The organism is Allobosea sp. GW822-FHT05A11 (assembly GCF_058800455.1).
The window spans coordinates 605,734-630,638 of sequence record NZ_JBXAMI010000002.1 but is presented as its reverse complement, the minus strand read 5'-3'; the positions used below and the strand labels follow the sequence as shown (position 1 = coordinate 630,638).

Below are 24,905 nucleotides of genomic sequence, written 5' to 3'. Positions count from 1 at the left end.
GGGGGAGTTACTGCCCTACGCCTTCACCTTCACATAGGTGCCGGGCGCGTCGGCGAGCGCCTTGAGCTTGCCGCCGCCGGGCTCGCGGGCCGGGACCTTCTTCGGCGCCTGGGCTTCAAGCCAGCTGAACCAATGCGGCCACCAGGACCCCGGATGCTCGTCCGCCTTGGCCAGCCAGTCGGCATAGCGGCCCTCCACCGGGCCGCCGGTCCAGTACTGGTACTTCACCTTCGCCGGTGAGTTGACGACGCCGGCGATATGGCCCGATCCGGCGACGACATGCTCGACCGGCCCGCCGAAGCATTGCGAGCCGTTGAAGACCGACTGGGCCGGCGCGATATGGTCCTCGCGCGCCGCGAGATTGTAGATCGGGATCGTCACCTGCTTGAGGTCGAGCGCCTTGCCGCCGATCCGCATCCCGCCCTTGGACAGCTTGTTGTCGAGATAGCAGTTGCGCAGGTAGAAAGAGTGGTTCGCCGCCGGCATCCGCGTCGAATCCGAATTCCAGTAGAGCAGGTCGAAGGGCGTCGGCGCCTTGCCCTTCAGGTAGTTGTTGACGGCATATGACCAGATCAGGTCGTTCGGCCGCAGCATGTTGAAAGCGCCCGACATGCGCGCGCCGTCGAGATAGCCGGTCTTGGCCATCTGCTCCTCAATGGCGCGGATCTGCTCCTCGTCGACGAAGACCGAGAGCTCGCCGGCCTGCGAGAAATCGACCTGCGTCGTGAAGAAGGTCGCGCTCTCGATGCGCTTGTCGCGCACCGCTGCCATATAGGCCAGCGTCACGCCCAGCAGCGTGCCGCCGACGCAGTAGCCGATCGCCGAGACCTTCTTTTCCCCGGTCGCTTCCTCGATCGTGTCGAGCGCGGCGAAGATGCCCTCGCGCATATAGCTCTCGAAATCCTTCGCGGCATGTCGCGCATCCGGATTGACCCAGGAGATGCAGAAGACGGTCAGCCCCTGCGCCACGCACCAGCGGATGAAGCTCTTCTCCGGGTTGAGGTCGAGGATGTAGAACTTGTTGATCCAGGGCGGCACGATCAATAGCGGCCGCTTCAGCACCTGCGGGGTCGAGGGTGCATACTGGATCAGCTCGATGATCTCGTTGCGAAAGATCACCTTGCCCGGCGTCGTCGCGATATTGACGCCGACCTCGAAGGAGCCGCCGTCGGACTGGCGGATCTTGAGTTCGCCGCCGCCGGCCTCGACGTCCTCGGCGTACATCTTCATGCCGCGCACGAGGTTCTCGCCGTTCTGCTGCATCGTCTCGCGCAGCAATTCGGGGTTGGTGGCGACGAAATTGGTCGGCGAGAGGGCGCCTGCGATCTGCTTGATGTAGAAGCGGGCCTTCTCGCGCGTATGCGGGTCGAGATCGTCAGCCTTGTCGACCATGGTCTCGGCCCAGCGCGAGCCGATCAGATAGGCCTGCTTGATGAAGTCGAAGGTCGGGTGGTTCCAGTCGGGATCCTTGAAGCGGCCGTCGCGCTTGTCCGGCTCGGCGACGGGCGCGACCTCCTCGCCGCTCGCGCGCTTCAGCGCCGTGCTCCACAGGTTCATGAAGTCGCTGGTGAGGGACGCCTGCGCCTCGATGATCTTGGAGGGATCGTTGACCCAGCGCTCGGCGACGCGGCCGAGCGTCTTGACCATGTCGCTGGCCTCGTCGGCCTGGCCGGTCTTGGCCTCGCCGCGCTCGATCGGTTTGAGGTAGGCGGCGGTGATCTTGCCGTATTCCTCGACGAGCCGCCCCATATTCTGCGCGAACTGGTCGAAATCGGGAGCGGCGGCCTCGGCCGGGCCGGCGGTGTCCTTCGGCCTGTCGCTTTTCCCGCTCATGTCTCGCCCTTTCCCCCAGTCGTTATAGGATAGCGCATGGCGCTCCATTTTGGTCCTATTAAGGACGCAGCCGCTATGCTTTACCAAGCAAAATCGACAACCGTTGGATGACCCGATGCCGACTGAAATCTCCGCGAAAAAGCTGCTCCTGATGCCGGCGGCGCTGGTCGTGGTCGGCGCGGCGCTCGCCGGCTGCGGCAGCGACGAGGGCTTCAAGGGGGTCGCCGAGGCTGCGGGTCTGGCAACCACCCCGCAGCAATCGAAGGCCTTTGTCCGGGAGGCTCGCCCGACCGATCTCGAATATGTTCCGATCGGGTCGAGCGTGACCCGGGCGGCGCCGCGCAAGCCGGTCGAGGACTACAAGAAGATCGAGGCCGGGCTCGACGCCAAGCAGAAGGCCAACGAAGCTGCTGGCAACACGGCTAAGGCGCTGGGCGCGACGCCGCCACCAGAACCGGCGAAGATCCCGCAGAACTGAGGACAGGCTCGCTTCCAGCAGGGCGATGCGGCTGCTGACCAACTTCTCCGCACTGCGAATCGCACAATATTGCGTCATTGGCTCTGTCATGACGAAAGATGCGATGCTAAGCACCCTCGGCGCAAGGATGTAATCCGGGCGAAAACATGACACCGCCCCCAGGCGGCCGAGGACCTGTTCGAGATGACCGATTTTCACCGCATCAAGCGCCTGCCGCCCTACGTTTTCGAACAGGTCAACAAGATTAAGGCCGCCGAGCGCGCCAAGGGCGTCGACATCATCGACCTCGGCATGGGCAATCCCGACCTGCCGGCGCCCAAGCATGTCATCGAGAAGCTGGTCGAGACCGCCGGCAAGCCGCGCACCGACCGCTACTCCGCCTCGAAGGGCATCGGGGGCCTGCGCCGCGCCCAGGCCAACTATTACGAGCGCCGCTTCGGCGTGAAGCTGAACCCCGACACGCAGGTCGTCGCGACGCTGGGCTCGAAGGAAGGCTTCGCCAATATGGCGCAGGCCATCACCGGGCCGGGCGATGTCGTGCTGGTGCCGAATCCGAGCTACCCGATCCACGCTTTCGGCTTCCTGATGGCCGGCGGCGTGATTCGCTCCGTTCCGGCCGAGCCGACCCCTGCGATGTTCCCGGCGCTGGAGCGGGCGATGATGCATTCGGTGCCGAAGCCGATCGCGCTCGTCACCTGCTATCCGGCCAACCCGACAGCCTATGTCGCCTCGCTCGATTTCTATCGCGACCTCGTCGCCTTCGCGAAGAAGCATGAATTGATCCTGCTTTCGGACCTCGCCTATGCCGAGGTCTATTTCGACGAGAACAACCCGCCGCCCTCGATGCTGCAGGTGCCGGGCGCGATCGATGTCGCGGTCGAGTTCACCTCGATGTCGAAGACCTTCTCGATGGCCGGCTGGCGCATGGGCTTCGCCGTCGGCAACGAGCGTTTGCTTGCGGCACTCGCGCGGGTGAAGTCCTATCTCGACTACGGCGCCTATACGCCGATCCAGGTCGCGGCCGCCGCCGCGCTCAACGGCCCTGACGACTGCATCCGCGAGATGCGCGAGATCTACCGCAAGCGCCGCGATGCGCTGGTCGAGAGCTTCGGCAAGGCCGGCTGGGACTTCCCGGCACCGGAAGCCTCGATGTTCGCCTGGGTCGCTATCCCCGAGAAGTTCCGCCATCTCGGCTCGTTGGAATTCTCGAAGCTGCTGATCGAGAAGGCCGAGGTCGCGGTCGCGCCGGGCATCGGCTTCGGCGAACATGGCGACGACTATGTCCGCATCGCCATCGTCGAGAACGAGCAGCGCATCCGTCAGGCCGCGCGCAATATCGGCCGCTTCCTCAAGGGCGCCGATACGACCCTGCACAACGTCATCCAGATGCCGAAGGCGGGATAGGGCACTTCGGCTGCGGCATCGCATGCCTCTGGACCGCGCCCGCAAAACATGGGAACCGATGCGGTGCGGACGGATCGCTCCGCATCGCGCCCGAGGCTCGTTTCCATGTCACGAAAAGGCCGTCTGCTCGGCGTCGCTTTCGCCGTCTTCGCGCTGGTCTGCTTCGTCGCGACCTACGACTATTCCAGGGGGCGCATCCCGCAGACGCGCTCGGCTCTGGTCTTGGATGTGCTGGCGGTGACCAATGGCCGCGAATGTGCCCGCGACGCAACCGAGATCGTCACCCGCTACATTCCGCTCGGGACCGGCCGGGCCGATGCCGAGCGCGTTCTCTCCGAAGTGACGATCGACCCGCCCAAACCGTGGTTCTGGACTCCCGCTGTCGAGAACAGCACCGTGTCCGAAGGCACGACGATCGAGGCGCTGCATACCATCAAGGCGACCGCCTTCGGCACCAACCTGCTGCGCATCTATCTCGGTTTCGAGGACGGCAAGGTCAAGCGCGTCGCCGCCGAGGTCGTCTGCCATTTTGGTTGAGACGCGGTCGATCCGAACAGGGGCGTTTCGCTAGGTCAGTTGCTGCGCTATCCTGTCGGAGGGCTGCAACGACAGGTGCTGCCATGGAAGCGACGGACAAGGTTTTCGCCGGTCCCGTTCCGCAGATTTACGACCGGCTGCTCGTACCCCTGATCTTTCAACCCTATGCCGAAGACCTGGCGGCCCGCGTGATGGCCGGGGACCCCCGGCGCATTCTCGAGGTCGCGGCGGGGACGGGCGCACTGACACAGGAAATGGCGGCGCGGCTCGATGGAGGAAGCATCGTCGCGACCGATCTCAACCCCGCGATGCTCGATCTCGCTGCCGCGCGATTCCCGAACGACGGCAGGATCACCTGCCGCCAGGCGGATGCGCTCGATCTGCCCTTCGCTGACCAGAGCTTCGACACCGTCACCTGCCAGTTCGGAGCGATGTTCTTTCCGGACAAGGCGAAGGGTTATGCCGAGGCGCGCCGCGTGCTGAAGCCGGGCGGGCGCTTTCTGTTCAATGTCTGGGACGCGGTCGAGAGCAACGATTTCACGGCGGTCATGCTGGATGCGCTGGCCGAGCTGTTTCCCGGCGATCCGCCGCGCTTTCTCGCGCGCACGCCGCATGGCTATCATGATGTCGGCACGATCGAACTCGACATCATGTCCGGTGGCTTTCCGCGGCCGGAGATCGAGCGGGTCGAGAAGCGTTCCCGTGCCGATTCCGCCGCTGGTGTCGCGATCGGCCTCTGCCAGGGCACGCCGATGCGTGGCGAGATCGAGGCGCGCGGCACGCCGGAGCTCGGAGCGGTTACGGAGGCCGTGGCGAAGGCTCTGGAGCGCCGCTTCGGTTCAGGCGCGATCGAGGGAGCTCTCTCCGCCTTCGTGGTTTCGGCCCGGAAAGCCGAGGCTTGAGGCGATTCCGGGAGTGTCGGAGTGTGGCTCTCCGTTGACACGAAACCCGCCTCATGCGACGCCGCGCGCATGACCAGCGTGCCTCTTTCGCCTGCCTCCCAGCCCCTGCGCGTCGGACTTGCCGGCCTCGGTACGGTCGGCGCCTCCACCTTGCGCATCCTGCGCCGGCAGGAAAATGCGCTTGCAGCGCGCTGCGGCCGCGCAATCCGGGTCACCGCCGTCTCGGCGCGCGACCGTAACCGCGACCGCGGCATCGATCTCGGCGGGCTCGCCTGGTTCGACGATCCGGTCGCGCTGGCGAATTCGGATGATATCGACTGCTTCGTCGAACTGATCGGCGGCTCCGACGGCCCGGCCAAGGCAGCTGTCGAGGCGGCCCTGTCGGCCGGCAAGCATGTCGTCACCGCCAACAAAGCTCTGCTCGCGGCGCATGGCGTCGCGCTCGCCGACCTCGCCGAGAGCAAGGGCGTGGCGCTGGCCTTCGAGGCCTCCTCGGCCGGTGGCATTCCCGTCGTGAAGACCCTGCGCGAGGCGCTGGCCGGCAACAATGTCAGCCGCATCTCCGGCATTCTCAACGGTACCTGCAACTACATCCTCTCCCGGATGGAGCAGGAGGGGCTGACCTTCGAGGCCTGCCTAAAGGACGCGCAGCGCCTCGGCTATGCCGAAGCCGACCCGACTTTCGACGTCGAGGGCTTCGACACCGCCCACAAGCTTGCGATCCTGACGAGCCTCGCCTTCGGTACGAAGATCGACGCCGAAGCGATTCATGTCGAAGGGATTTCGGCGATCACGCCGCTCGACCTGAAGATGGCTGACGATCTCGGCTACCGCATCAAGCTGCTCGGCGTCGCCGAGCGGACCAAGACCGGTATCGAGCAGCGCGTGCACCCGACCATGGTGCCGAAATCCTCCCCGATCGCGCAGGTGATGGGCGTGCTCAACGCGGTCTCGATCGACGCCGATGCGGTCCGCGAGATCACGCTGGTCGGCCCCGGCGCCGGCGGCGACCCGACGGCCTCCGCCGTCGTCGCCGACATCGCCGATGTCGCGCGGGGCACCGCCGGCCTGCCCTTCGGCCTGCCGATCGCGCGCCTGGAAGAGCCGAAGCGTGCCCCGATGCAGCGTCACGAGGGCGGCTATTATGTCCGCCTCGCGGTGGCCGACCGTCCCGGCGCCGCCGCGGCCATCGCGACCCGCATGGCCGAGGCCGATATCTCGCTGGAAAGCATCGTCCAGCGCCGCTCGCCCGAGGCCGTGACGCGCGATCCCGGCGGCCGCTCCGGCGCGCCGGTTCCGGTCGTGCTCATTACCTATGCCACGAGCGAAGCCGCCATCCGCGCCGCGCTCGAAAAGGTCACGGCCGACGGCCATGTCGCGGAACCGCCGCAAGTTATCCGCATAGAGCGGGAACAGGCCTAGAGCAGGATGCGTAAAAGTGGGAACCGGTTTTTCGCGCCAATCCTGCTCTGACACTATCTTGCTCTAGCGCCGTACCCGCCAAACTCATTGCAAGGGGACTTATTTCATGTCCGTCGATCTCCGCATCTCCCCCGACCAGATCATCGAGCGCTATCTCTCGATGGAGCTCGTGCGCGTCACCGAGCGCGCCGCCGTCGCAGCGGCCCGCCTGCGTGGCCACGGCAACGAGAAGGCGGCCGACCAGGCCGCGGTCGATGCGATGCGCCGTGAATTGAACCGCCTGCCGATCGATGGCGAGATCGTCATCGGCGAGGGCGAGCGCGACGAGGCGCCGATGCTCTTCATCGGCGAGAAGGTCGGCAACAAGCAGGGGCCCAAGGTGCATATCGCGGTCGATCCGCTCGAAGGCACCACGCTCTGCGCCAAGGACATGCCCGGTTCGATCGCCGTGATGGCGATGGCCGGCGCCGGCAGCCTGCTCTATGCCCCCGACGTCTACATGGACAAGATCGCCTGCGGCCCCGGCTACGCCAAGGGCGTGATCGACCTCGACGCCTCGCCGGCCGACAACATCAACGCGCTCGCCAAGGCCAAGGGCGTCAAGCCGAACGAGATCTCGACGCTGATCATGGACCGCCCGCGCCATGCCAAGCTGATCGAGGAAGTCCGCAAGACCGGCTGCTCGATCCGCCTGATCACCGATGGCGACGTCGCCGGCGTGATCTTCTGCACCCAGCCCGAGAAGACCGGTATCGACCTCTATCTCGGCATCGGCGGCGCGCCGGAGGGCGTGCTCGCTGCGGCAGCCTTGCGCTGCGTCGGCGGCCAGATGCAGGGCCGTTTGATCCTCGACACCGAGGAGAAGCGTGTGCGAGCGCACGGCATGGGCGTGCTCGATCCCAACAAGAAATACGACATGTCGGAAATGGCCTCGGGCGACGTCATCGTCTGCGCCACCGGCGTCACCGATGGCGGCATGCTTTCGGGCGTGCGCTTCGGCAAGGATTTCATCGAGACCGAGACGCTGGTCTATCGCTCGATCACCGGCACGGTCCGCCGCATCTATGGCGAGCACCGCGAGTTCTCGAAGTTCCAGCTCGATTGAGCTGAACCGAGTCGACGAGACGTCATTCTCGGGCTGATCCGAGAATCTCGCGCGGGAAGAGGCGTGAGCAACCTCCCTCGTCAAGAGATGCTCGGGACAAGCCCGAGCATGACGGTCCTCTGCCGGCTGCCTTTTCCACTTGTTTGCGGCGCGTAGGGCGGATGCCGACGGCCCGGCAAGGTCGACACAGGTTGACCTCGCCGGCCGCTTGCGCGACGCCGGATGCATCATGAGTCTGATGCCGCCCCGTGCCTTTCTCGGCGTGACCCGTTCGGTGCTCGGCCGCCCCTGGCGCGACCGGCTCGACATTGCCGGCCTCGGCCGCGCCGAGGCGCTGAGCCAGCTGCAGGGTCTGCCGGATATCCTCGCCCGCCTGCTTGCCGCGCGCGGTGTCGAGCCCGGTGAGGCCGCCCGCTTCCTCGAGCCGAAGCTGCGCGACGTCCTGCCCGATCCCGCTGTCCTGATCGACATGGAGGCCGCTGCCGCCCGACTGGCGCAGGCGGGCATGAAAGGCGAGCGCGTCGCGATCTTCGGCGATTACGATGTCGACGGCGCCAGCTCTTCAGCCCTGCTCGCAGGCTTCCTGGCCCAGGCCGGCGCGCGCCCGCGCATCCATATCCCCGACCGCCTGATCGAAGGCTACGGCCCCAACAGCGAGGCGATCCGCATGCTGGCGGGCGAGGGCGCGACCCTGCTCGTCACGGTCGATTGCGGCACCACCAGCGAGGAGCCGCTCGCCGAGGCGCGCCGGCTCGGCCTCGACGTCGTCGTGCTCGACCATCACCAGGCGCCGGAGCGGCTGCCCGCTGTCGAGGCGCTGGTCAATCCGAACCGGCAGGACGATCTCTCCGGCCTCGGCCATCTCTGCGCCGCCGGCGTGGTCTTCCTCGCGCTGGTCGCGACCAGCCGGGCGCTGCGCCGACTGGACCATTGGGCGGCACGCGGCGGCGAGCCCGATCTGCTGGCGGCGCTCGATCTCGTCGCCCTGGCGACCGTCGCGGATGTCGTGCCGCTGCAAGGCCTCAACCGCGCCTTCGTCCGGCAGGGGCTCGCCATGATGCGCAGCCGCGCCCGGCCGGGCCTCGCCGCGCTGATGGACGTCTCCGGCCTCGACGGGCCGATCCAGCCCTGGCATCTCGGCTTCCTGCTCGGGCCACGCATCAATGCCGGCGGCCGCATCGGCGATGCCGCGTTGGGCGCCCGCCTGCTCCTGACCGATGACGAGGTCGAGGCCCGGACCATCGCGACCGAGCTCAACCGCCTGAACCAGGAGCGCCAGGAGATCGAGCGCCTCGCCGTGCTGGAGGCGGTCTCGCAGGCCGAGCATGAGCTTGCGGGCATGGCCGAGATGCCGGTGCTGCTCGCCGGCAGCGCCGACTGGCATCCCGGCATCGTCGGCCTCGTCGCGGCTCGGTTGAAGGAGCGTTTCCGCCGCCCGGCCTTCGCGCTGGCGCTCAACGGGGAGGGCGGGGCGACCGGCTCCGGCCGCTCGGTCGCCGGCGTCGATCTTGGCCGCGCCGTGCGCGCCGCCGTCGAGGCCGGCCACGCGGTCAAGGGCGGGGGCCATGCCATGGCGGCGGGCGTGACGCTGGCGGCTGGCCAGGCCAGCGCCTTCCACGCTTTCCTGAACGCGCATCTTTTGCGCGAGGTCACCGCCGTTGGCGACGCCGAGGCCCTGCTCGTCGATGCCGCGCTCAGCGCCGGCGGTGCCAGTCCGCGGCTGCTCGCCGAGATCGACAAGGCCGGCCCCTTCGGCTCCGGCAGCCCGGAGCCTGTCTTCGTCTTCCCGGCGCATCGGCTGACCGACGCTGTCGAAATCGGCACCGGCGGCCATGTCCGCATCAAGCTGCGTTCTGGCGATGGCGCCAGCATCGGCGGCATCGCCTTCCGCGCTGCGCAGGAGCCGCTGGGGCAGGCGCTGTTCGCCGCGCGCGGCGAGAGCGTGCACCTCGCCGCGACGCTCTCGCTCAACCGCTGGGGCGGGCGGGAAACGGCGGAACTGCGCATCCTCGATCTCGCCCGGCCGGTCTGAGAGGCTGCCGGCTATTTTCTTGTGATCGGGTGCTTGCGGAGGAGCAGGCCTGCCACTATACCTCGCCCCGCTTCGGCACGAACCCAAGCGGTTCGCGGCAGAGCGGTCTTCGTCTATCGGTTAGGACACCAGCCTTTCACGCTGGGGAGACGGGTTCGACTCCCGTAGACCGCGCCATCGCTCCTTCAAGCACTTGCAATGCTAGAACTCTTGCCCTTTCATGGGCTTAGAGCTGACGCGCTTGTACGTTTTGTTTGTACGGAGCGGGTCGGGCAATGGCGATCACCTACATGAAGCGACGGCCTTCGGGCATTTACGAGTTTCGCCGCATGCTTCCCCGGTCCATTGCGGGGCAGCCAGTGCCGGCCTATGCGCTTCCCGCGCTGGCGGAGCTGACTAACCCTAAGACGGGCCGCTTCAAGCTGGAGCTGACGGTCTCCCTCAAGACCTCGGAGACGGCGGCAGCGAAGCGGGAATACGCCAAGGAGCAGGCCCGCGTTGCCGTGCTCATCGAGACCGCATTGTCGCTCCTCGCGGCCGGTCCACCTCCCGATAAGAGCCGCGAACCGCCTGACCTTGAGCGCCTCCAAGAGGAAATGGTCGCGGCAATCCTGCACGCTGATGAGGAGGACCGGCAGCAGGGCGATGCCCGGCGCCACCTACAGACCCCCGAGGAGCGGAAGCAGTGGCCAGACCTCATGCAGGTCCGCCCGGCCGGCTCAATCGGCATGGAAATAGACCACTATCTGTTTCTCGGGACCCACATCGAGGAACTGCACGGGGATTATCGGAAGGCGCTCGCGATGCAGGACGCCCGCATTGTGGAGCCGGAGCTGAACTCGTGGTTGCGGAGGAACGGCCGGACCATCGATCCAGACGTGCCGTGGAGGCCTATGGCCGCACTGGCAGCTCTGCGTGCCCATGTGAAGGCCTACGGGCTGCTTGAGGCACGACAGAAGGGTGATGACGTTCCTACGCCGACCGTCGCCCCGGCCAGCCGCACGCCAGCCCCCTCAGGCCAAGGCCCAAAGCTCTCCGAGGCGTTCAAGCAGTGGCGCGACGGGAACGAGGCACGGGGCGCCCGCAAGCCGTCCCAGCGTTCGGTGCAGATCAATGAGCACGCCGTCCGTCTCTTCACGGAGCTGCACGGGGATTTGGCGATTGGGGCCATCAGCTTCGAGAAGGCCCGCCAGTTCCGAGACTCCTACGCTAAGATGCCCACTCGGCTGACAGGCGAGCTGCAAGGGAAGACGCTGCCGGAGCTGCTGGCGCACCCGGATGCAGGAAGCTTCAAGACCCCGAACGGAACCACCGTGAACAAGCTCCTGGGCATGCTCGGGGCCATTATCAGCGCGGCGGAGCGGGAAGGGCAGCTAGACCACATCGCCGGCTTCCAAAATCCGTTCGGCAAGCGGGTAAAGCTCCAGGTGGATGACCGGGCGGAAGACAGCCGCGAGCGCTTCACGGCGGCGGACCTGGACCGGATATTCGCCAGCCCCGTCTACGCCAAGAGCGCCAGACCCACGGGCGGGGGCGGGGAGGCTGCCTTCTGGCTACCGCTCATCGCGCTGCTGACGGGAGCCCGGCAGAACGAGATTGCCGAGCTGCGGCTGAAAGACTTGGCGAAGGATGCGGAGACGGGGGTCTGGCATCTCGATATCGGCACCGAAGGCGGGCGCTCGATCAAGACCGCAAGCTCCCGCCGCAAGGTCCCGCTTCACCCGGCGCTTATCGAGGTCGGCATTCTGCAATACCGCGAGGCCATCTCGAAGCGGCTAGGCGGCGATGGTACGCAGCCTCTTTGGCCTGACATCACCACCGACAGCGCGGGGCGTAGGGCAGGACTGTGGTCCAAGTGGTTCAACCGCTACCTGCGCTCCAAGGCGGGCATCAAGGATGGCCGGAAGGTCTTCCATTCGTTCCGCCACAGCTTCAAGCGCAACGCCCGAGACGCCAAGGTCTCCGAGGAGATGCACAACGCTATCACTGGGCACTCCAGCGACTCCGTGAGCGGCAGCTACGGGCAGGGGTTCGGGCTCGCGGCTATGCTCGAAGCGCTCTCCAGCGTCCCGGCGCCGGCCGTGGTGCAGGGCTTGAAGTGGCAGGCGGGGAAGTGGAAGCCGAAGGCACCGCCCAGACCGAAGCCGGAGCGGACCATCAAGTATCGGACGCGGCCTCTCCGCCCTCGGAAAGAGGGCTGACCCGATGGAAAGCCTCCTGAGCTTCCTGCTCTCGCTCCTCTTCCTGCCGCTGGTCGGCGCTGCTGTCTTGTGCTTCGCCGGGGCAGCCTGTCAGGTGGCAATGGCTCCCGCCACACCCGGTTGGCAGCGTTTCGCATGGTGCCTCGGCGCCGGGCTCATCGTGGTGGAGCTGGCGGGATTGCGCTGGCAGTAACCGCATCGAGCAAAAAAAGGAGAGCAGGACCCGAAGGCTCCACTCCCCTATGTCTCGCGTCAGGCCGGTCTCACTTCATGAGCCCATCCAGGTCTATGCCGAATGCCCGGCCGATATTGCTGATCGTCCCCTTACCCTGTTGCTCGGGGGTCTGCGGTGCGTTCTTCGCAGCAAAGGCCCTCTGAACCTCCCGGTGCTTCTCCGCGAGAGCGGCCCGCACATTGGCATCGGTGCGCATCCTCCGTGCTCCCATCTCGCGGTACTTGTGCATCACGCCCGCAACCATCCACTGCCGGGTGCCTCGCGTGCCAACGCTGCCGTCAGGCGCTCGCTTGTAGGCATCCGTCTGCATGATCCGCGCGACGGTTTCTTTGATGCTCCGTCCGTTCTTGGAGGGCCGTGCTGCCCACTCCTGGTACTGGTCGTAGGCGTTCTTACCGTTGACCATCGTGATGTCGCGCAGGTCCACTTCGCCCATATTGTAGCTGGGCCGGGCCATCACGAAGTCGCTTCCGGTAGCCATGCGACGCACCTCCGCATCCACCGCGTCTTTCTCGTTGGTCACCCACAGACCCTGTGCGACCGTCTGCGGATCGCCCCACATGTCGCGCTTGGGGGGTACTTTGTCGGATAGGCCGGGGGTGATGGCCATGATGCGATCCGCAAGCGAGCGGGCCTCGCGCATGTGCGGGTCTGTCATCTCCTCTTTGATCGTGCGGAGCAGGCTGGCGGCCGGCACGAAGTTGACCGCAAGCCCAGACGCCTCCCGGTCAAACCGCGAGTCCGGTTCCGTGAAGGCGTTCACGAGGTCGGAAATGCTCTTTAGGTAGGTCTTATCGCCCATCATCTTCATGAAGCCGAAGAGCATGGCCGTGCCTACACTGGCCGCGTTGTCCGCGATGGTGGCCTCATCGTCGGTCTGGGAGGCAGCGTCCATCAGGTCCGCCATGATGCCGAGGGGCATGGCGATAGGGTCCATCCGGCCAAAGCTCCGGTAGCGCTTCTGGCCATCGGGCCCGACGCTCACGAAGGAATACGGCTGCCATCCCGACTGGAGAGCGGCCTGCCTGAGCTTCGGGTCGCGGGGACCGCCGCCTGTGATATTGCCAGACCACGCAGCCAGAGCGGCCACCCCGAGGAAGAGTGACCCCATGCTCGCCTGTCCGATGGCTTGAGCGCGTGCCTCAGGCCCCATCTTGCCGGACAGCATGGCGCGGTATTCGTACGACGCGAGCCCGCCTAAGTCGTGCAAGGGCAATCTGAGCACATGATTCCGAGCGAAAATTATCCACAGATTACCGTTTCGCGGCTCCCGTGCGTTTACACGGAGGCATTCACAGCGCCGCCCGCCTTGAGGATGCGGTGGATTTGCATGCGGCTGACCCCCAGCTCACGGGCGATTTCTGAGGGACCCTTGCCGGCCTGCCTCAAGCCCAGCACCTTGCCGGTATCAATGCGGGCCTTGCCGCCCTTGTAGACCCCCTGCGCCTTGGCCTTGGCGATGCCATCCCGCTGCCGGGCTTTGATGAAACCTCGCTCCATCTCCGCCACCATGCCGAGGACTGTAAGCACGATCCGGCCAGTATCGCCCTTCGTGGAAACGTGAGGCTCCAGCACCGTGAGGCAGGCCCCGCGCTGGTCGCACTCGTGGACGATGTTGAGCACGTCCCGTGTGGAGCGGCCCAAGCGGTCCAGGCGGGTGACCATCAGTTCATCGCCGGGGCGGAGGAACTCTAGGATTGCGGCAAGCTCATCGCGACCTTCGCGGGTGGCGCCACTGACCTTCTCCTTGCGGATGACCGTGCAGCCTTCCGCCTTGAGCCGCTCTATCTGGCCCTCGTAGTCTTGGTCGGTGGTGGAGACGCGGGCATAGCCAATCTTGGTCATCGTCGGCCTCGCTGATGTAACCTCAGGGTCTAGAGGTCGCTAGCTAGACGTAACAAATGCCGCATGTCAACCCTGATGTAACGCTTGAGGCGTAACATTGCGACGTAACGCGAGGGTGTACCCAAATGTGACGATCCGTGAGTGGAGCATAAGGCCCAAGCTTTGACCGAGCGGCAAGGGGCTGTTACCCGAGTAGCGACAGTCCGAAGAGGCTGCCTTGGGGGAGAAGGCTATGCGCTGTTCAAGCATCGTATTTGTCACCGCTGGGATTATGCTCGGCGGCTGCTCCATGACGCTTCCGGTCAATGGCCATGTCGAGGGGACCGGAGAGGCCTTCACAGGCGAGGCCACCGGGTATTCGGACGGTGGCGGCAACCTCAAGATCAGCTCCGGCAAGACAACCTGCACCGGCCAATTCGTCTACATCACCCGCCGCGAGGGCAAAGGCACGTTCACATGCGCGGATGGGCGCACGGGGCCCTTTGAGTTTGTCTCCACCGGAACGCGCGGCACAGGAACGGGTGACTTCGGCGGGAAGCGCTTCGTCTTCACGTTCGGCTGAGCGGAGGCGTTTCGGATTGGTATGACACAAGAGGATTACAAGGCCAGCCGCCGAGCAAAGACCCGAGAGGCTGCCGCTGCGTTCGTTGATGATCTCTCCTTCTTCCGCGACGTGCTTGCCAAGGACATACCGACTGCTGGCGACTTACGAAGGCTGAGCGCCCAATTGCGGCGGATATTGGTGGACGGGACGCTGGAGAAGGTTGCGGGGCCACGAGTAGGGAAAATCCGGCTACTGGCACCCGTGATCGACGAAGTCATTAAGCTCAATCGTGAAGAGCCGTACACCTACGCGGGGATCGGCAATGTTGAGATGTTCGGCATCCAGGTCGCTTTTGTGATGGTAGAGAACCGTGCGGCGCCCCGCGACCTCCAGGCGACATCTCCCGACGCACGCCAAGAGTTAGACCTTGAGCACTTCATGAAGCAGGGAGTTATGGTTTTCCAAGGAGATTGGCTGAGTAGACGAGAAATCTTGCGATACATGGCGAATGTTGCTGAGGGCGTGCATTCGGGTGAGCCCAAGGATGATAGAGAGCGGCTCATCAGACGGGCCCGCCATGCCTGGAAGATGAACCTGGAGGGGGATATGCCGGTTATTTCTACTAACCTCGCTTCCTTCACGCGAATCGACCTCCCTCCCTTGCTCAGCAAGACAGACATTGATGGGGCGCTAGTGGAATTGTGGGCGACCGCAGACCTTTTAACCAAGTCGCCTAGTATCACAGCACTAGAGTCCTACATCCAGACCGAGCCGTAGCTCGGCCTAACCCCACGCTATCCCGAGAGCCGGCACAGCGCCAACAGCGGGCGGGCTCCCAGCTCCTCGCGGCATTGGTGGGGGGTGGGTGCCAGTCGCGGGCGCTCTAGGAATTCCCCGACCCCACATGGGGGGAAACTCGCGTCCGTCGCCACGAGGGTGGTCTCTCGCGTGGGTGACCCCTGTGGAGGTCTGCCGGCCTACTGAAGGTGATCGATCAGGAAAGACCCTACGTGCTTGATCATGTCGGTGACATCAGCTTCCGTGAACTTCTCTGGATTGCCGTGGGCTGCGTTGTTCCTGATGTCAGCCAGCGCCGTGATGCGCTTTTGGACTAGCAAGCTGTAGGCGTTGGCTCGCGCGAGGTCCGCATTCATCTTATTGAGGTTGCCCGCCGCTATCCCGGCGTCGGCGCAAAGCTCCCGCAAAGCCGTCTCTAAGACCGTCCCTGCGATCACGGCCGCTGCCGATAGATATCCGTTGCGCAGTAGTTCACTTGCTTGCTCCAACTCGGTGTCGAAGACTTCGGCTTGCACGAGCTTTCGCATGGACCCCAGGTACCCGCCCTCGTAGTCTTCCTTTAGGGCTAGAAAGACGGCCTTGGCCCTTCCTAGCGCCTCTTCATTCGTTCCATACGCCCTGATCTCTTCCGCTTCCACGAAACGCTTAAGTTGCTCAGAATCTGGGCCGCATACCAGCGTGATCAGGTTGCGGACTTTGACAGACCAATTTAGAAATACATTAACATCAACGCTATGACCGAAAGAATACTCACCGTCGTTTCTATATCGAGTTGCCTCGACGCTCGCAATCTGCGCCGTAAGCTCGGAGAATCTCTTTTTCAGCAATGCAGTTTGAGCCACGTTCTTCCCCAAAGTTGAGCTAGGCCTTCGATTGGGCTTATGCGCAACAGGTGCCAACCTCAAGAGCTTGACTCCGCGCGATCCTCATTGTTCCCTTTTTGTTCCAATTCATCAAGGGAGCCTCAGACCGCCATGGCCTCCATTACCTACTATGTGGCGCTGCCTATCGTCCGCACGGAAGACGGCGACCTCTTGCCCGGCGAAGGCGTGGAGGCGCTCAATGCGTGGCAGGCTCAGAGCCGGGCTCGCGGTCTATCCTTGCACCATCCCGGAGCCATCGCCTTCTCGCGGACTGGAGACCCGGCCTCAGGTGACTTTGAGCCCGCCGTTGTGATCGGGCGTTATGGAGAGCTTCCGGGAGACCTTGAGGCGTTCATGGCGGAGGCTGGCGGGTAATGAGTGCGGTTCGCGAGGAGGAGGCGGCACCGCGTGGCAGGCCTGAGGTTGCGCATGGCCGGCAAGCACGGTCAATTTAGCCCTCGGGGACGAGATACCTGCTTCGGAAATCGGAAAGCGTGAGGAGAGACATCCTCGAATCTGCGTCTTCCATAAAATACTCGGCTGCCTGAGATATAGGTGAGCATGCTTCAACATCCGCAATCCACTCGTCAGGAAAATACCTTGCGTAGTTCCCGAGAATGTAAAGACCGGCATAGGTTATACCAAATTCATTCAGTCCGAGATCGTTTGGATAGAATCTGATTTCTTTCGAGTTTATTGTTGATCCGTGAGGTATTTCGAAATGGTTTTCGGTGTCTCTGATTTTAATTTTGATTATGTAGCCAGATTCAAGTTGATCTACTTCTAAATCTTCCAAATCATTGGGCGAGGCTTTTATTCGCTCTGAAAACGCTTCCAGAGCGTCAGGGCGGGCTGGATGAACGATCAATTTAAATTGGTGAGGTCTATCCTTGTAGGTATCATACTGCGCCTTCCCTCTAATGATTTTACTTTGGATTGCGAATTGATCCACATGATCCCACATTGTTGGCGAGTGTGTCAGGCAGTCTAGGAATGTCAGACCATTTGGCCTGAGATGCGGGAGTGGGTCTTCGCCGGGGCCGATGACGAGGCCGGTGGTTTCCGATGAGCCGCCGCGCCCTTCGTGGTGTATGATTTTTCCGATGAGCGGCTCCGCTCTAGCTGTTCTATGCCATAGCTCGAAGGTCCCGCGCCGTAGGTTTCCTTGCCCAATAAGAGGTTTTGCCCGAAGGCGATTGGCCGATTCGATTAGTTTGACGTCAGGCTTATGCGGGCCGCTGACGTTGAATGTTAGGCCGTGATGGGCGTGTTCAGAACGAGCTTGATCTAGACTTGCAGTTCCATCGCTCTTAAGAAGAGTTTGCGCCATAGCGAGGCACATTATTGAATAATAAAGTAAAGCAGGTCTAGTTGCCATAGAAACTATTTTTGATGCTTCGCGGTATTCGCTTGCCTGAATTAGACAATACCTAATCTGAGCAGCCTGTTTTTTTGCATTTTTATGCTGAGATTTGGGGATTTTATGAAGGTCGATGAGTTTTTCTGTTAGAGTCGGGGTGTGGTGAAACAGCTTTAGCCCCGTCCATGCTGATTTTGCGACATCGTGACGGCTGATCACACCCGCAGTTGTTATTGCCATAGTGCTAGCCTCCCCCCTGCTTTTCACGGTTTATGGAAGAGAGCGTAACGTGGCGTACTGGGCGTGTAACGTTGCTCGGGGCGCGGGCCTAGCGATATCCACTATTCGCGCTGTGGCCTTCTAGGGCATCCGGGGCGCAGAGCGCCTAGACATCACTACGTCACACTGGTACGTAGGCCACTCGAGGCGCATCATAAAGCTCTAGCGTTTTCAATATCTTGCAGGATCGCACGGCGTTTCCCGTAGACCGCGCCATTCTCCCATTCCGGTGCAGAACTGCGAATATCGGCCCCCGCGAAGAAGAGGCGATGGCCTACGCGACGCTGGGCGGCGCGTCTCAGCGGAAGCCCGGCGGCGATATCGCATGCCCGAACCACTCGACGAAGCCGATGATGTCGAAGACCGGGCGGCCGGTTGCCGCGGCGATTGCGGCCGAATGGGGCGGCAGATTGGTGCATTCGCACAGGATCGCCCCGACATTCGGGTGACGATGCACCAGGGCCTGCGCGGCGGCGACGGCCTCGCGTTCCAGCTCGGCGAAGTCGGAAACACCGCCACGGTTGCCATAGACCGACCGGAACAGGGTATCTGGCGGCAATCCTGCGATCGGTGTGTCCGGGCGGACGCCCACGGCCGCGAGATGCTGCGCGCTCAGGGCCTCGGCCGCGAAAGTGAGGATGCCGACCTGCTGGCCCGCCGGCAGCATCGCCTCGATCAGCGGCGCCTGCAGCAGGCTGCTCGTCGCGACGGGGACCGGCAGTGCGGCGCAGAGCTCCTTCTGCAGCAGGGCCAGGAACCCGCAACTCGTCGTGATGCCGCGCACGCCGCAGGCGATGAGATCCTGTGCTGCCGCGATGAAGGGCTTCAGGAATTCCTCCGGGCGGCCATGGACGATCGCCGCCGGATCGGCGCCACGCACCACGCGAAACTGCACCGGGAACCGCCATGTCCGGCCATTGCCGATATCGCCCGGCAGCCGGCGGAAATGCGTGTCGAGCATCAGCACGCCGATGCTCAGATCGTTGACGGCGGCGGCCGGCGGGCGTGTCGTGGCATCGGTCATGAGAGGGGCTCCGATAAGCTTTGCTGCAGCGCTGTTGCCGAGGCTTCGAAGAACCAGGCGAGGAAGCGGTTCTCCCGCAGCAGCGCAAAGGGGATGTCCTCCTGCGCGAGGAGCCCGGACTTCCCGATCGAACCGCAACGGAGAAGGTCCAGCACGGCCGCGACATGGGACGCGGCGGTGCGCCGCATGGCGCCGACCACGCCGCCGCCGATCTCCACCGGTTCGATCTCTCTCAGAAAATGCTCGGCAACCTCGCCGCCGTCATGGCCGGAGGTCGCGACGATCGAGATCAGCAGGCGATCATCCTGGATCTCGGGCAAGCCGTTGAGGAAGAGATTGCGCAGCAGATAAAGGCGCTCGCGCAGCTTCAGCTCGTCCAGCAGGAACGCGATGGAGTCGGCATGCCCGGGATAGCGGATCGTATAGGAGACCAGGCTCGCGACCTTCCCCGCCAGGCGCTCGCAGAGCGTGTCGGGAATGGCGCTCGAAACGAAGACCTCATAATCGCATGAACCGAGGCGCAAGGGGCTGCAGCGCGACATTGGCGCGAGCTCGGTCTTGTGGCCGTCGATCAGGGCGACGGAGGGGCGCGTGTACTCGCGCAGCGTCGCGTCGATATCCCAGATCAACCCGTAGCCCAGGCGGCCGGACGGCTGCTGCGGCAATCCGCCGATCCGCACCGCGATGTCCGGCTCGTTCCCGCAGCGCGAGGCGAGGTCGAGCACCAGCCCCGAAACCAGGCCCGGAGAGATGCCGCATTGCGCGACGAAGCAGCTGGAGGCGACCTCGGCCTCGCGCCGGATAGCCTCCAGTGCAGCCCCGTCGTCGCCGAGGTCGAGATAATGCGTGCCGTGGCGCCGGGCCGCCGCAGCCACCATCGGTGTCGCCGAGGATGGCAGCGCTGCGACGACGGCATCGGCACCGGTCAGGAGCTGATCCAGCCGGGCCGGGTGGCTGGGATCGGCATCGGCGAGCGGGAGCCCAAGCTCCTTGACCCTTCGGCGTCCGGGCTCCGTCGGATCGGCCAGGAGGATCTCGAATTCCGGCTTCTCACGCAGGAGCAGCGCCAGCGCCGTGCCGATGCGGCCGGCGCCGATGATGACGACCTTGAAGCGCCGCATGCCGTTTTCCGGCCGGTCAGGCATGGAAGCGGGCGAGGAACGACTTGAGACGTTCGTTGTCGGGGGTGTGCAGAACCTGATCCGGGCTGCCCTGTTCGGCGATACGCCCATCTTCCATGAAGACGACGCGGTCGGAGACATCGGCGGCGAAGGAGATCTCGTGCGTGACGAGGACCATCGTCATGCCCTGCTCGGCGAGGCTGCGCACGACGCCCAGCACCTCGCCGACGAGCTCGGGATCGAGCGCGCTGGTGATCTCGTCGAGCAGGAGCGCGTCCGGCTGCATGGCAAGTGCCCGGGCGATGGCCACGCGTTGCTTCTGCCCGCCCGAAAGCTGGTCAGGTCGCGCATCGCGCTTCTCGGCGAGGCCGACCTTGGCGATATAGTCCATCGCGATGTCGACCGCCTCTCCGCGCGGCTTGCGCTGCACGGTGACGGGGCCTTCGATCACGTTCTCCAGCACGCTCATATGCGGAAACAGGTTGAAGTGCTGGAACACCATGCCGACATGGCGCCTCAACTCGCCGAGGCCGAGGAGCTGGCCGTCGCCGCGGAACTTCGGGACGACGCGGCGGCCGCGATAGAGGATCTCTCCGCTGTCCGGCACCTCGAGCATGTTCATGCAGCGAATGAAGGTCGACTTGCCGGAGCCCGAGGGGCCGATGATCGCGACGACCTCGCCGCTCGTCAGGGACAGATCGATGCCGTGAAGGACGGGAAACGCGCCGAAGCTCTTGGTGATGGCGCGGGCTTCGAGGACGGTTTCGCGGGCGCCGGATGTGGGAAGGGTGCTCATGGGATGGTTCTCGCTCAATGGCTGCCGCGCGTCCGGCTCTCGACGATGTCGGCGAACTTCGTGATCGGGAACAGGATGACGAAATAGAGCACCGCTAGGACGGTGTAGGATTCAAGCGGGCGGTAGGTCTGCCCGTTGACGATGCTGGCCATATAGGTGAGCTCGGCCACCGAGATCACCGAGATCAGCGAGGTGTTCTTGAACTGCGTCACCGACTGGTTGATGAAGGCCGGCATCATCCGGCGGATTGCCTGCGGCAGCACGATGCGCCGCATGACCTGCCAGCCGGACATGCCGATCGCAGCGCCCGCTTCGGACTGCCCCTTGTCGATCGAGACGATGCCGCCGCGGAAGACCTCGGCATAGAACGCTGCCGCATAGAGCGAGAGCGTGATCAGCGCTGCCGCCCAGTTGGCCAGATCGAAGCCGAGCAGCAGCGGCAGGGCGTAATAGATCCAGAGCAGTTGCACGAGCAGCGGCGTGCACCGGAACAGTTCCTGAAAGCCCTGCGCCAGCCAGCTCAGCGGACGGATGCCGGAGAGCCGCGCGAAGCAGAGGAGCAGCCCGAGGACCAGCCCGATGGCGATGGAACTCACCGTGTAGACGATGGTGATCCAGGCGCCCCAAAGGAACAGGTCGCTCGCCTGGAAGATCGGGGCGAAGCTCCACGTATACATGTCATGCCAATCTTTGTTGGAAACGGCCCGAAAGCAGGATGCGAAGGTCGGCAAGCCGTTTTCGCGGTTATCCTGCCCTCATTCGCGACGGGAGTCCGGTTCGGGTTTCAGGCGGATCATGGTGATTCCGCCTGAAATCATGCAGCCTGACCGGGCCTTGTTCAGCCGCCGAAGCCGAAGCCTTCGGGCATGTCGTCGAGCGTGATGCCGAAGGGCGCCAGGCTCTTCACGATCCAGGTCTGGTTGTTGCCGATGCGCCGATTGTACTCGGCCCAGGCGGAGACGAAGGCACGCGACTTCTCGTCGGCCTTCCAGTTCATCGCGACCACGGACGGAGTCGAGAGAACCGGCGACGGCACCATCACCTTGCCGATGCCGCTCGCCTTCTTGCTCATGACGAGGCCGTTCAGCATCGTGTTGACCAGGCCATCGGCCTTGCCGGTGACGACAGCCACGATGGCCTCGTCGCGCGACTTGAAGCGCAGCATCTTCGCCTTGGGCAGGTACTGCTGGGAGATGAGATCCTGCGACGAACCCAGGTCGACCGCGAAGGTGTATTTCGGGTCGTTGAGCTCGGCCCAGCTCAGCTTCGAGAGCTCCGCCTTGGGCGAGACGATGATGAAGCTGTTGAAATAGGTCGGGTTCGAGAAGGCGACCGAAAGCGAGCGCTGCGGCGTGGCTGTGACGCCGAGCGCGAGATCGGCCTTGCCGCTCTGCACGTCGAGGATGGAGTTCGGCCAGCTGGACTCGACGACCTCCAGCTTGACGCCGAGGGTGTTGGCGATGTCGCGGGCCATCTCGATGGCGAAACCGCGCCATTCGCCGGTGCGCGGATCCTTGTTGAAGTAGGGGTCCTCGTTGATGATCCCGGGAATGCGCAGCACGCCGCGCGCGCGGATCGCCTCGATGGTGTCCTCGGCCCGGGCCGAGGATTGAAGTGCCAGCAATCCAAGGCCGGCGGCGCAGATGGCGCGAATGATCGACTTCATGAGATTTCCACTCCGTTCCCTTTGCCGATGTTTTTCGGTCTTGTGCTGGTTGCTAGGACGGCAAAAGCCTATGCGACACACTTGAGCGGACAATGCGAGAGTAGGACATCCTCCTACCGGTTTTCTTATATGTTCGGGTGGCTCGCGAAGGCCTTCAGGCTCGCCTCCAGGACCTTGAGGTTCTCCGGGCGCAGGGGTGCAAGGGGGGCACGCAGTTCGCTGCCGATCAGGCCGGTTCTCGCCAGCGCGGTCTTCACCGGCACCGGGTTGCTCTCGATGAAGAGGTCGCCGATCAGGTCGAACAGCGCCTCGTGGATGCGGCGGGCCTCGTGCGGGCGGCCCTCGAACCAGGCCCGGCACAAAGCCACGATCTCGGCCGGGAGGAGGTTCGAGGCCACGCTTGTCACGCCGTCGGCGCCGAGCGCCAGGAAAGGCAGGGTCAGCCCGTCATCGCCCGAATGGATCACGAAATCCTGCCCGACCGCCAGCCTGAGTTCCGTGATGCGCTCCGCCTTGCCGCCCGCTTCCTTGAGGCCGACGATGTTGGAATGAGCCGCCGCGAGCCGGGCCGCGGTCGCGGGAGCGATCTCGACGCCGGTGCGCCCTGGCACGCTGTAGAGCATGATCGGCAGGCCGACCGCGCTGGCGATGGCCGAGAAGTGATCGAACAGCCCGTCCTGCGAGGGCTTGTTGTAGTAGGGCGTCACCAGCAGGAGGCCGTCCGCGCCCGCCGCCTCGGCGCGTACCGCCTTGCCGATCGCGAGCTGTGTCGCGTTCGAGCCTGCGCCGGCCATGACGAAGGCCCGCTCGCGCGCAGCCTTGATCGTGGTGCGGATGACGGTGTCGGCTTCCTCGTCGCTCAGCGTCGCGGCCTCGCCGGTCGTGCCGACAGGCACCAGCCCGGCGACACCGGCGGCGATCTGCGCCTCGATGAGATTCGCGAGCGCGGGAATATCGAGCCCCCCGGCACGGAACGGCGTGACCAGTGCAGTGAAGACGCCGGTGAGCCGGCGGCGCAGTTCTGGATCGATCATCGGCTTAACTCCCCTGCGTCGTCAGTCGATGACGACCTTGATTTCGCTCATTTCACGCAACGTCATGTGGACGCCCTCGCGGCCGAGCCCGCTCGACTTGATGCCGCCGAACGGCACGTTCTCGGCGCGGAAATCGGGCCCCTCATTGACCATGACGCCACCGACGCGCAGCCGGCGCGCAACGCGCTTCACCAGCGCATGGTCATTGGTGAAAAGGCCGGCCTGCAGCCCGTAGGCGCCGCCATTGATCTCGGCGATCACCGCTTCGGGATCGTGGAAGGGGCGCACCGCGAGCACTGGCCCGAAGGTCTCCGATCGGACGAGTTCCGTCTGCGCCGGAACGGCATCGATGAGGGTCGGCGCGAACAGCGTGCCGCGGCGGCTGCCGCCGGCGACGATCCGGGCGCCATCCGCGACGGCGAGCTTGACGCGCCGCTCGACCTCGGCCGCAGCCGGCTCGTCGATCACGGTGCCCATGACGGTGGCGGCATCGGCCGGATCGCCGGTCGAAACCTGCGCGACCTTTGCGGCGATGCGCTCGATCATCGTCTCGCGGATCGCATCGTGCAGGTAGAGGCGTTTCACGGCCGCGCAGCTCTGGCCGGCGATCTCGAAGCGGTGGGTGATCGCGACCTCGGCGGCGCGGTCGAGATCCGCATCCGGCATGACGATCAGCGGGTCGTTGCCGCCGAGTTCCATCAGGCAGCGCACGAGGCCCGAGGCATTCTTCAGCGCCAGGCCCGCCGCCGGCCCGCCGGTGAAGCTGAGCAGGTCGATATCGCCGCTCGCGATCATCGCCGCGACATCGGCGCCGCCATGGACCACGCTGAACAGGCCGGCGGGAAAGCCCGCCTCCTCGGCCAGCTCCGCCAGTCGCTGGGCGGCGAGCGGGGCCTTCGGCGAGGGCTTGGCCACGACGGCGTTGCCGGCCGCGATCGCGGGGCCGAGCTTGTGGCAGAGCAGGTTGAGCGGATAGTTGAACGGCGTGATCGCGCCGAGGACGCCTGCCGGTTCATGGGTGATCACGGCCTGCTTGTCCGGCGCGCCCGGTACGATGGCCGTCGGCAGCACCTCGCCATGAAGCACGGTCACGGCATCGCCGCTCAGCCGCAGCGTGTTGCGGGCGCGACGAACCTCGTTGCGCGCCTCGGTAATCGTCTTGCCGACCTCCGCGCAGATCGTCCGGGCCATCGCCTCAGCCTCGTCGCCAAGGCGTTCCGCGAGGCGATGGAGCAGGTCCTTGCGCTCGGCAGGCGTGCTGAAGCGGAAGCTCGCCCAGGCCTTGCGCGCCCGGCGCAGGGCGTCGGCTACGGCAATTTCGTCGGCCTGGCGAACCTGACCGATGACGGAGCCGTCGAATGGATTGGTGACCTCGACCATGGAGGCGGCGGTGGCCCGGGCAGGCTTGGCGAGGGAGAGGGGCACG

The 24,905-nt window shown here is 64.7% G+C and carries 23 protein-coding genes and 1 tRNA gene; 12 read left to right on the top strand and 12 right to left on the bottom strand.

Translation table 11 applies throughout. The features are described 5' to 3' along the window. Window positions 1–15 precede the first annotated feature (15 nt). Complete coding sequence (phaC, locus tag AC1RLU_RS08220; RefSeq protein WP_061963946.1) at window positions 16–1,833, bottom strand: class I poly(R)-hydroxyalkanoic acid synthase; 1,818 nt, start codon at window positions 1,831–1,833, stop codon at window positions 16–18. 115 nt (window positions 1,834–1,948) lie between these two features. On the opposite strand from phaC, the gene AC1RLU_RS08215 reads away from it, so the two are divergent. The 10 genes from AC1RLU_RS08215 to AC1RLU_RS08170 all read left to right on the top strand — a co-directional run bounded on the left by AC1RLU_RS08215 (window position 1,949) and on the right by AC1RLU_RS08170 (window position 12,107). Next, window positions 1,949–2,311, top strand: coding sequence for a hypothetical protein (locus AC1RLU_RS08215; RefSeq protein ID WP_492794922.1), 363 nt, complete (start codon window positions 1,949–1,951; stop codon window positions 2,309–2,311). Window positions 2,312–2,494: 183 nt separating this feature from the next. Further along, on the top strand, window positions 2,495–3,715 hold the full coding sequence (locus AC1RLU_RS08210; RefSeq protein WP_113585628.1) for an LL-diaminopimelate aminotransferase: 1,221 nt from the start codon (window positions 2,495–2,497) through the stop codon (window positions 3,713–3,715). Window positions 3,716–3,820: 105 nt separating this feature from the next. Next, complete coding sequence (locus AC1RLU_RS08205) at window positions 3,821–4,252, top strand: hypothetical protein (RefSeq protein ID WP_061963940.1); 432 nt, start codon at window positions 3,821–3,823, stop codon at window positions 4,250–4,252. 83 nt (window positions 4,253–4,335) lie between these two features. Continuing rightward, complete coding sequence (locus tag AC1RLU_RS08200; protein ID WP_492794921.1) at window positions 4,336–5,154, top strand: class I SAM-dependent methyltransferase; 819 nt, start codon at window positions 4,336–4,338, stop codon at window positions 5,152–5,154. A gap of 69 nt (window positions 5,155–5,223) precedes the next feature. After that, the gene (locus tag AC1RLU_RS08195) at window positions 5,224–6,576 is read left to right on the top strand and encodes a homoserine dehydrogenase (protein WP_061963936.1); all 1,353 of its coding nucleotides are present in this window, start codon (window positions 5,224–5,226) and stop codon (window positions 6,574–6,576) included. Between the two features lie 106 nt (window positions 6,577–6,682). After that, window positions 6,683–7,681, top strand: coding sequence for a class II fructose-bisphosphatase (glpX, locus tag AC1RLU_RS08190; protein ID WP_061963934.1), 999 nt, complete (start codon window positions 6,683–6,685; stop codon window positions 7,679–7,681). A gap of 229 nt (window positions 7,682–7,910) precedes the next feature. Next, window positions 7,911–9,713, top strand: coding sequence for a single-stranded-DNA-specific exonuclease RecJ (gene recJ, locus AC1RLU_RS08185; protein WP_492794920.1), 1,803 nt, complete (start codon window positions 7,911–7,913; stop codon window positions 9,711–9,713). Between the two features lie 102 nt (window positions 9,714–9,815). After that, a tRNA-Glu gene (locus AC1RLU_RS08180) sits at window positions 9,816–9,890 on the top strand. Window positions 9,891–9,988: 98 nt separating this feature from the next. Next, on the top strand, window positions 9,989–11,914 hold the full coding sequence (locus AC1RLU_RS08175; RefSeq protein ID WP_492794919.1) for a site-specific integrase: 1,926 nt from the start codon (window positions 9,989–9,991) through the stop codon (window positions 11,912–11,914). 4 nt (window positions 11,915–11,918) lie between these two features. Then, window positions 11,919–12,107, top strand: coding sequence for a hypothetical protein (locus tag AC1RLU_RS08170; protein WP_492794918.1), 189 nt, complete (start codon window positions 11,919–11,921; stop codon window positions 12,105–12,107). 70 nt (window positions 12,108–12,177) lie between these two features. Here the strand turns inward: AC1RLU_RS08170 and AC1RLU_RS08165 are convergent, their stop codons facing one another. Together AC1RLU_RS08165 and AC1RLU_RS08160 are read right to left on the bottom strand one after the other, a co-directional pair. Further along, window positions 12,178–13,317 carry a hypothetical protein gene (locus tag AC1RLU_RS08165; RefSeq protein WP_492794917.1) on the bottom strand — a complete coding sequence of 380 codons (1,140 nt, stop codon included), beginning with the start codon at window positions 13,315–13,317 and terminating at the stop codon, window positions 12,178–12,180. Window positions 13,318–13,427: 110 nt separating this feature from the next. Next, window positions 13,428–13,994, bottom strand: a complete 567-nt coding sequence (locus AC1RLU_RS08160) for a recombinase family protein (RefSeq protein WP_492794916.1) — start codon at window positions 13,992–13,994, stop codon at window positions 13,428–13,430. A 289-nt stretch (window positions 13,995–14,283) separates the two neighbouring features. Here AC1RLU_RS08160 and AC1RLU_RS08155 point away from each other — a divergent pair, with 289 nt between their 5' ends. Next, window positions 14,284–14,556: a hypothetical protein gene (locus AC1RLU_RS08155; RefSeq protein WP_492794915.1), complete on the top strand. Its 273-nt coding sequence runs from the start codon at window positions 14,284–14,286 to the stop codon at window positions 14,554–14,556. 21 nt (window positions 14,557–14,577) lie between these two features. Then, window positions 14,578–15,315, top strand: a complete 738-nt coding sequence (locus AC1RLU_RS08150; RefSeq protein WP_492794914.1) for a hypothetical protein — start codon at window positions 14,578–14,580, stop codon at window positions 15,313–15,315. A gap of 200 nt (window positions 15,316–15,515) precedes the next feature. Here the strand turns inward: AC1RLU_RS08150 and AC1RLU_RS08145 are convergent, their stop codons facing one another. The 9 genes from AC1RLU_RS08145 to AC1RLU_RS08105 all read right to left on the bottom strand — a co-directional run bounded on the left by AC1RLU_RS08145 (window position 15,516) and on the right by AC1RLU_RS08105 (window position 24,904). Continuing rightward, window positions 15,516–16,178, bottom strand: coding sequence for a DUF4145 domain-containing protein (locus AC1RLU_RS08145; protein WP_492794913.1), 663 nt, complete (start codon window positions 16,176–16,178; stop codon window positions 15,516–15,518). Window positions 16,179–16,650: 472 nt separating this feature from the next. After that, window positions 16,651–17,799, bottom strand: a complete 1,149-nt coding sequence (locus AC1RLU_RS08140) for a YaaC family protein (protein ID WP_492794912.1) — start codon at window positions 17,797–17,799, stop codon at window positions 16,651–16,653. A gap of 337 nt (window positions 17,800–18,136) precedes the next feature. Continuing rightward, window positions 18,137–18,862: an aspartate/glutamate racemase family protein gene (locus tag AC1RLU_RS08135; protein ID WP_492794911.1), complete on the bottom strand. Its 726-nt coding sequence runs from the start codon at window positions 18,860–18,862 to the stop codon at window positions 18,137–18,139. Further along, on the bottom strand, window positions 18,859–19,983 hold the full coding sequence (locus tag AC1RLU_RS08130; RefSeq protein WP_492794909.1) for a saccharopine dehydrogenase family protein: 1,125 nt from the start codon (window positions 19,981–19,983) through the stop codon (window positions 18,859–18,861). Before AC1RLU_RS08130 ends, AC1RLU_RS08135 begins: the two co-directional genes overlap by 4 nt. Window positions 19,984–19,999: 16 nt before the next feature. Continuing rightward, on the bottom strand, window positions 20,000–20,779 hold the full coding sequence (locus AC1RLU_RS08125) for an amino acid ABC transporter ATP-binding protein (protein WP_492794907.1): 780 nt from the start codon (window positions 20,777–20,779) through the stop codon (window positions 20,000–20,002). 14 nt (window positions 20,780–20,793) lie between these two features. Beyond that, a complete protein-coding gene (locus tag AC1RLU_RS08120; RefSeq protein ID WP_061965471.1) occupies window positions 20,794–21,456 on the bottom strand; it encodes an amino acid ABC transporter permease in 663 nt (220 codons plus the stop codon). A gap of 161 nt (window positions 21,457–21,617) precedes the next feature. Further along, a complete protein-coding gene (locus AC1RLU_RS08115; protein ID WP_492794905.1) occupies window positions 21,618–22,445 on the bottom strand; it encodes a transporter substrate-binding domain-containing protein in 828 nt (275 codons plus the stop codon). A gap of 125 nt (window positions 22,446–22,570) precedes the next feature. Further along, entirely contained in the window at window positions 22,571–23,479 is a 909-nt protein-coding gene (dapA, locus tag AC1RLU_RS08110; RefSeq protein WP_492794903.1) for a 4-hydroxy-tetrahydrodipicolinate synthase, read from the bottom strand. A 21-nt stretch (window positions 23,480–23,500) separates the two neighbouring features. Then, window positions 23,501–24,904, bottom strand: a complete 1,404-nt coding sequence (locus AC1RLU_RS08105) for an aldehyde dehydrogenase family protein (RefSeq protein WP_492794902.1) — start codon at window positions 24,902–24,904, stop codon at window positions 23,501–23,503. Between the last annotated feature and the right edge of the window lies 1 nt (window position 24,905).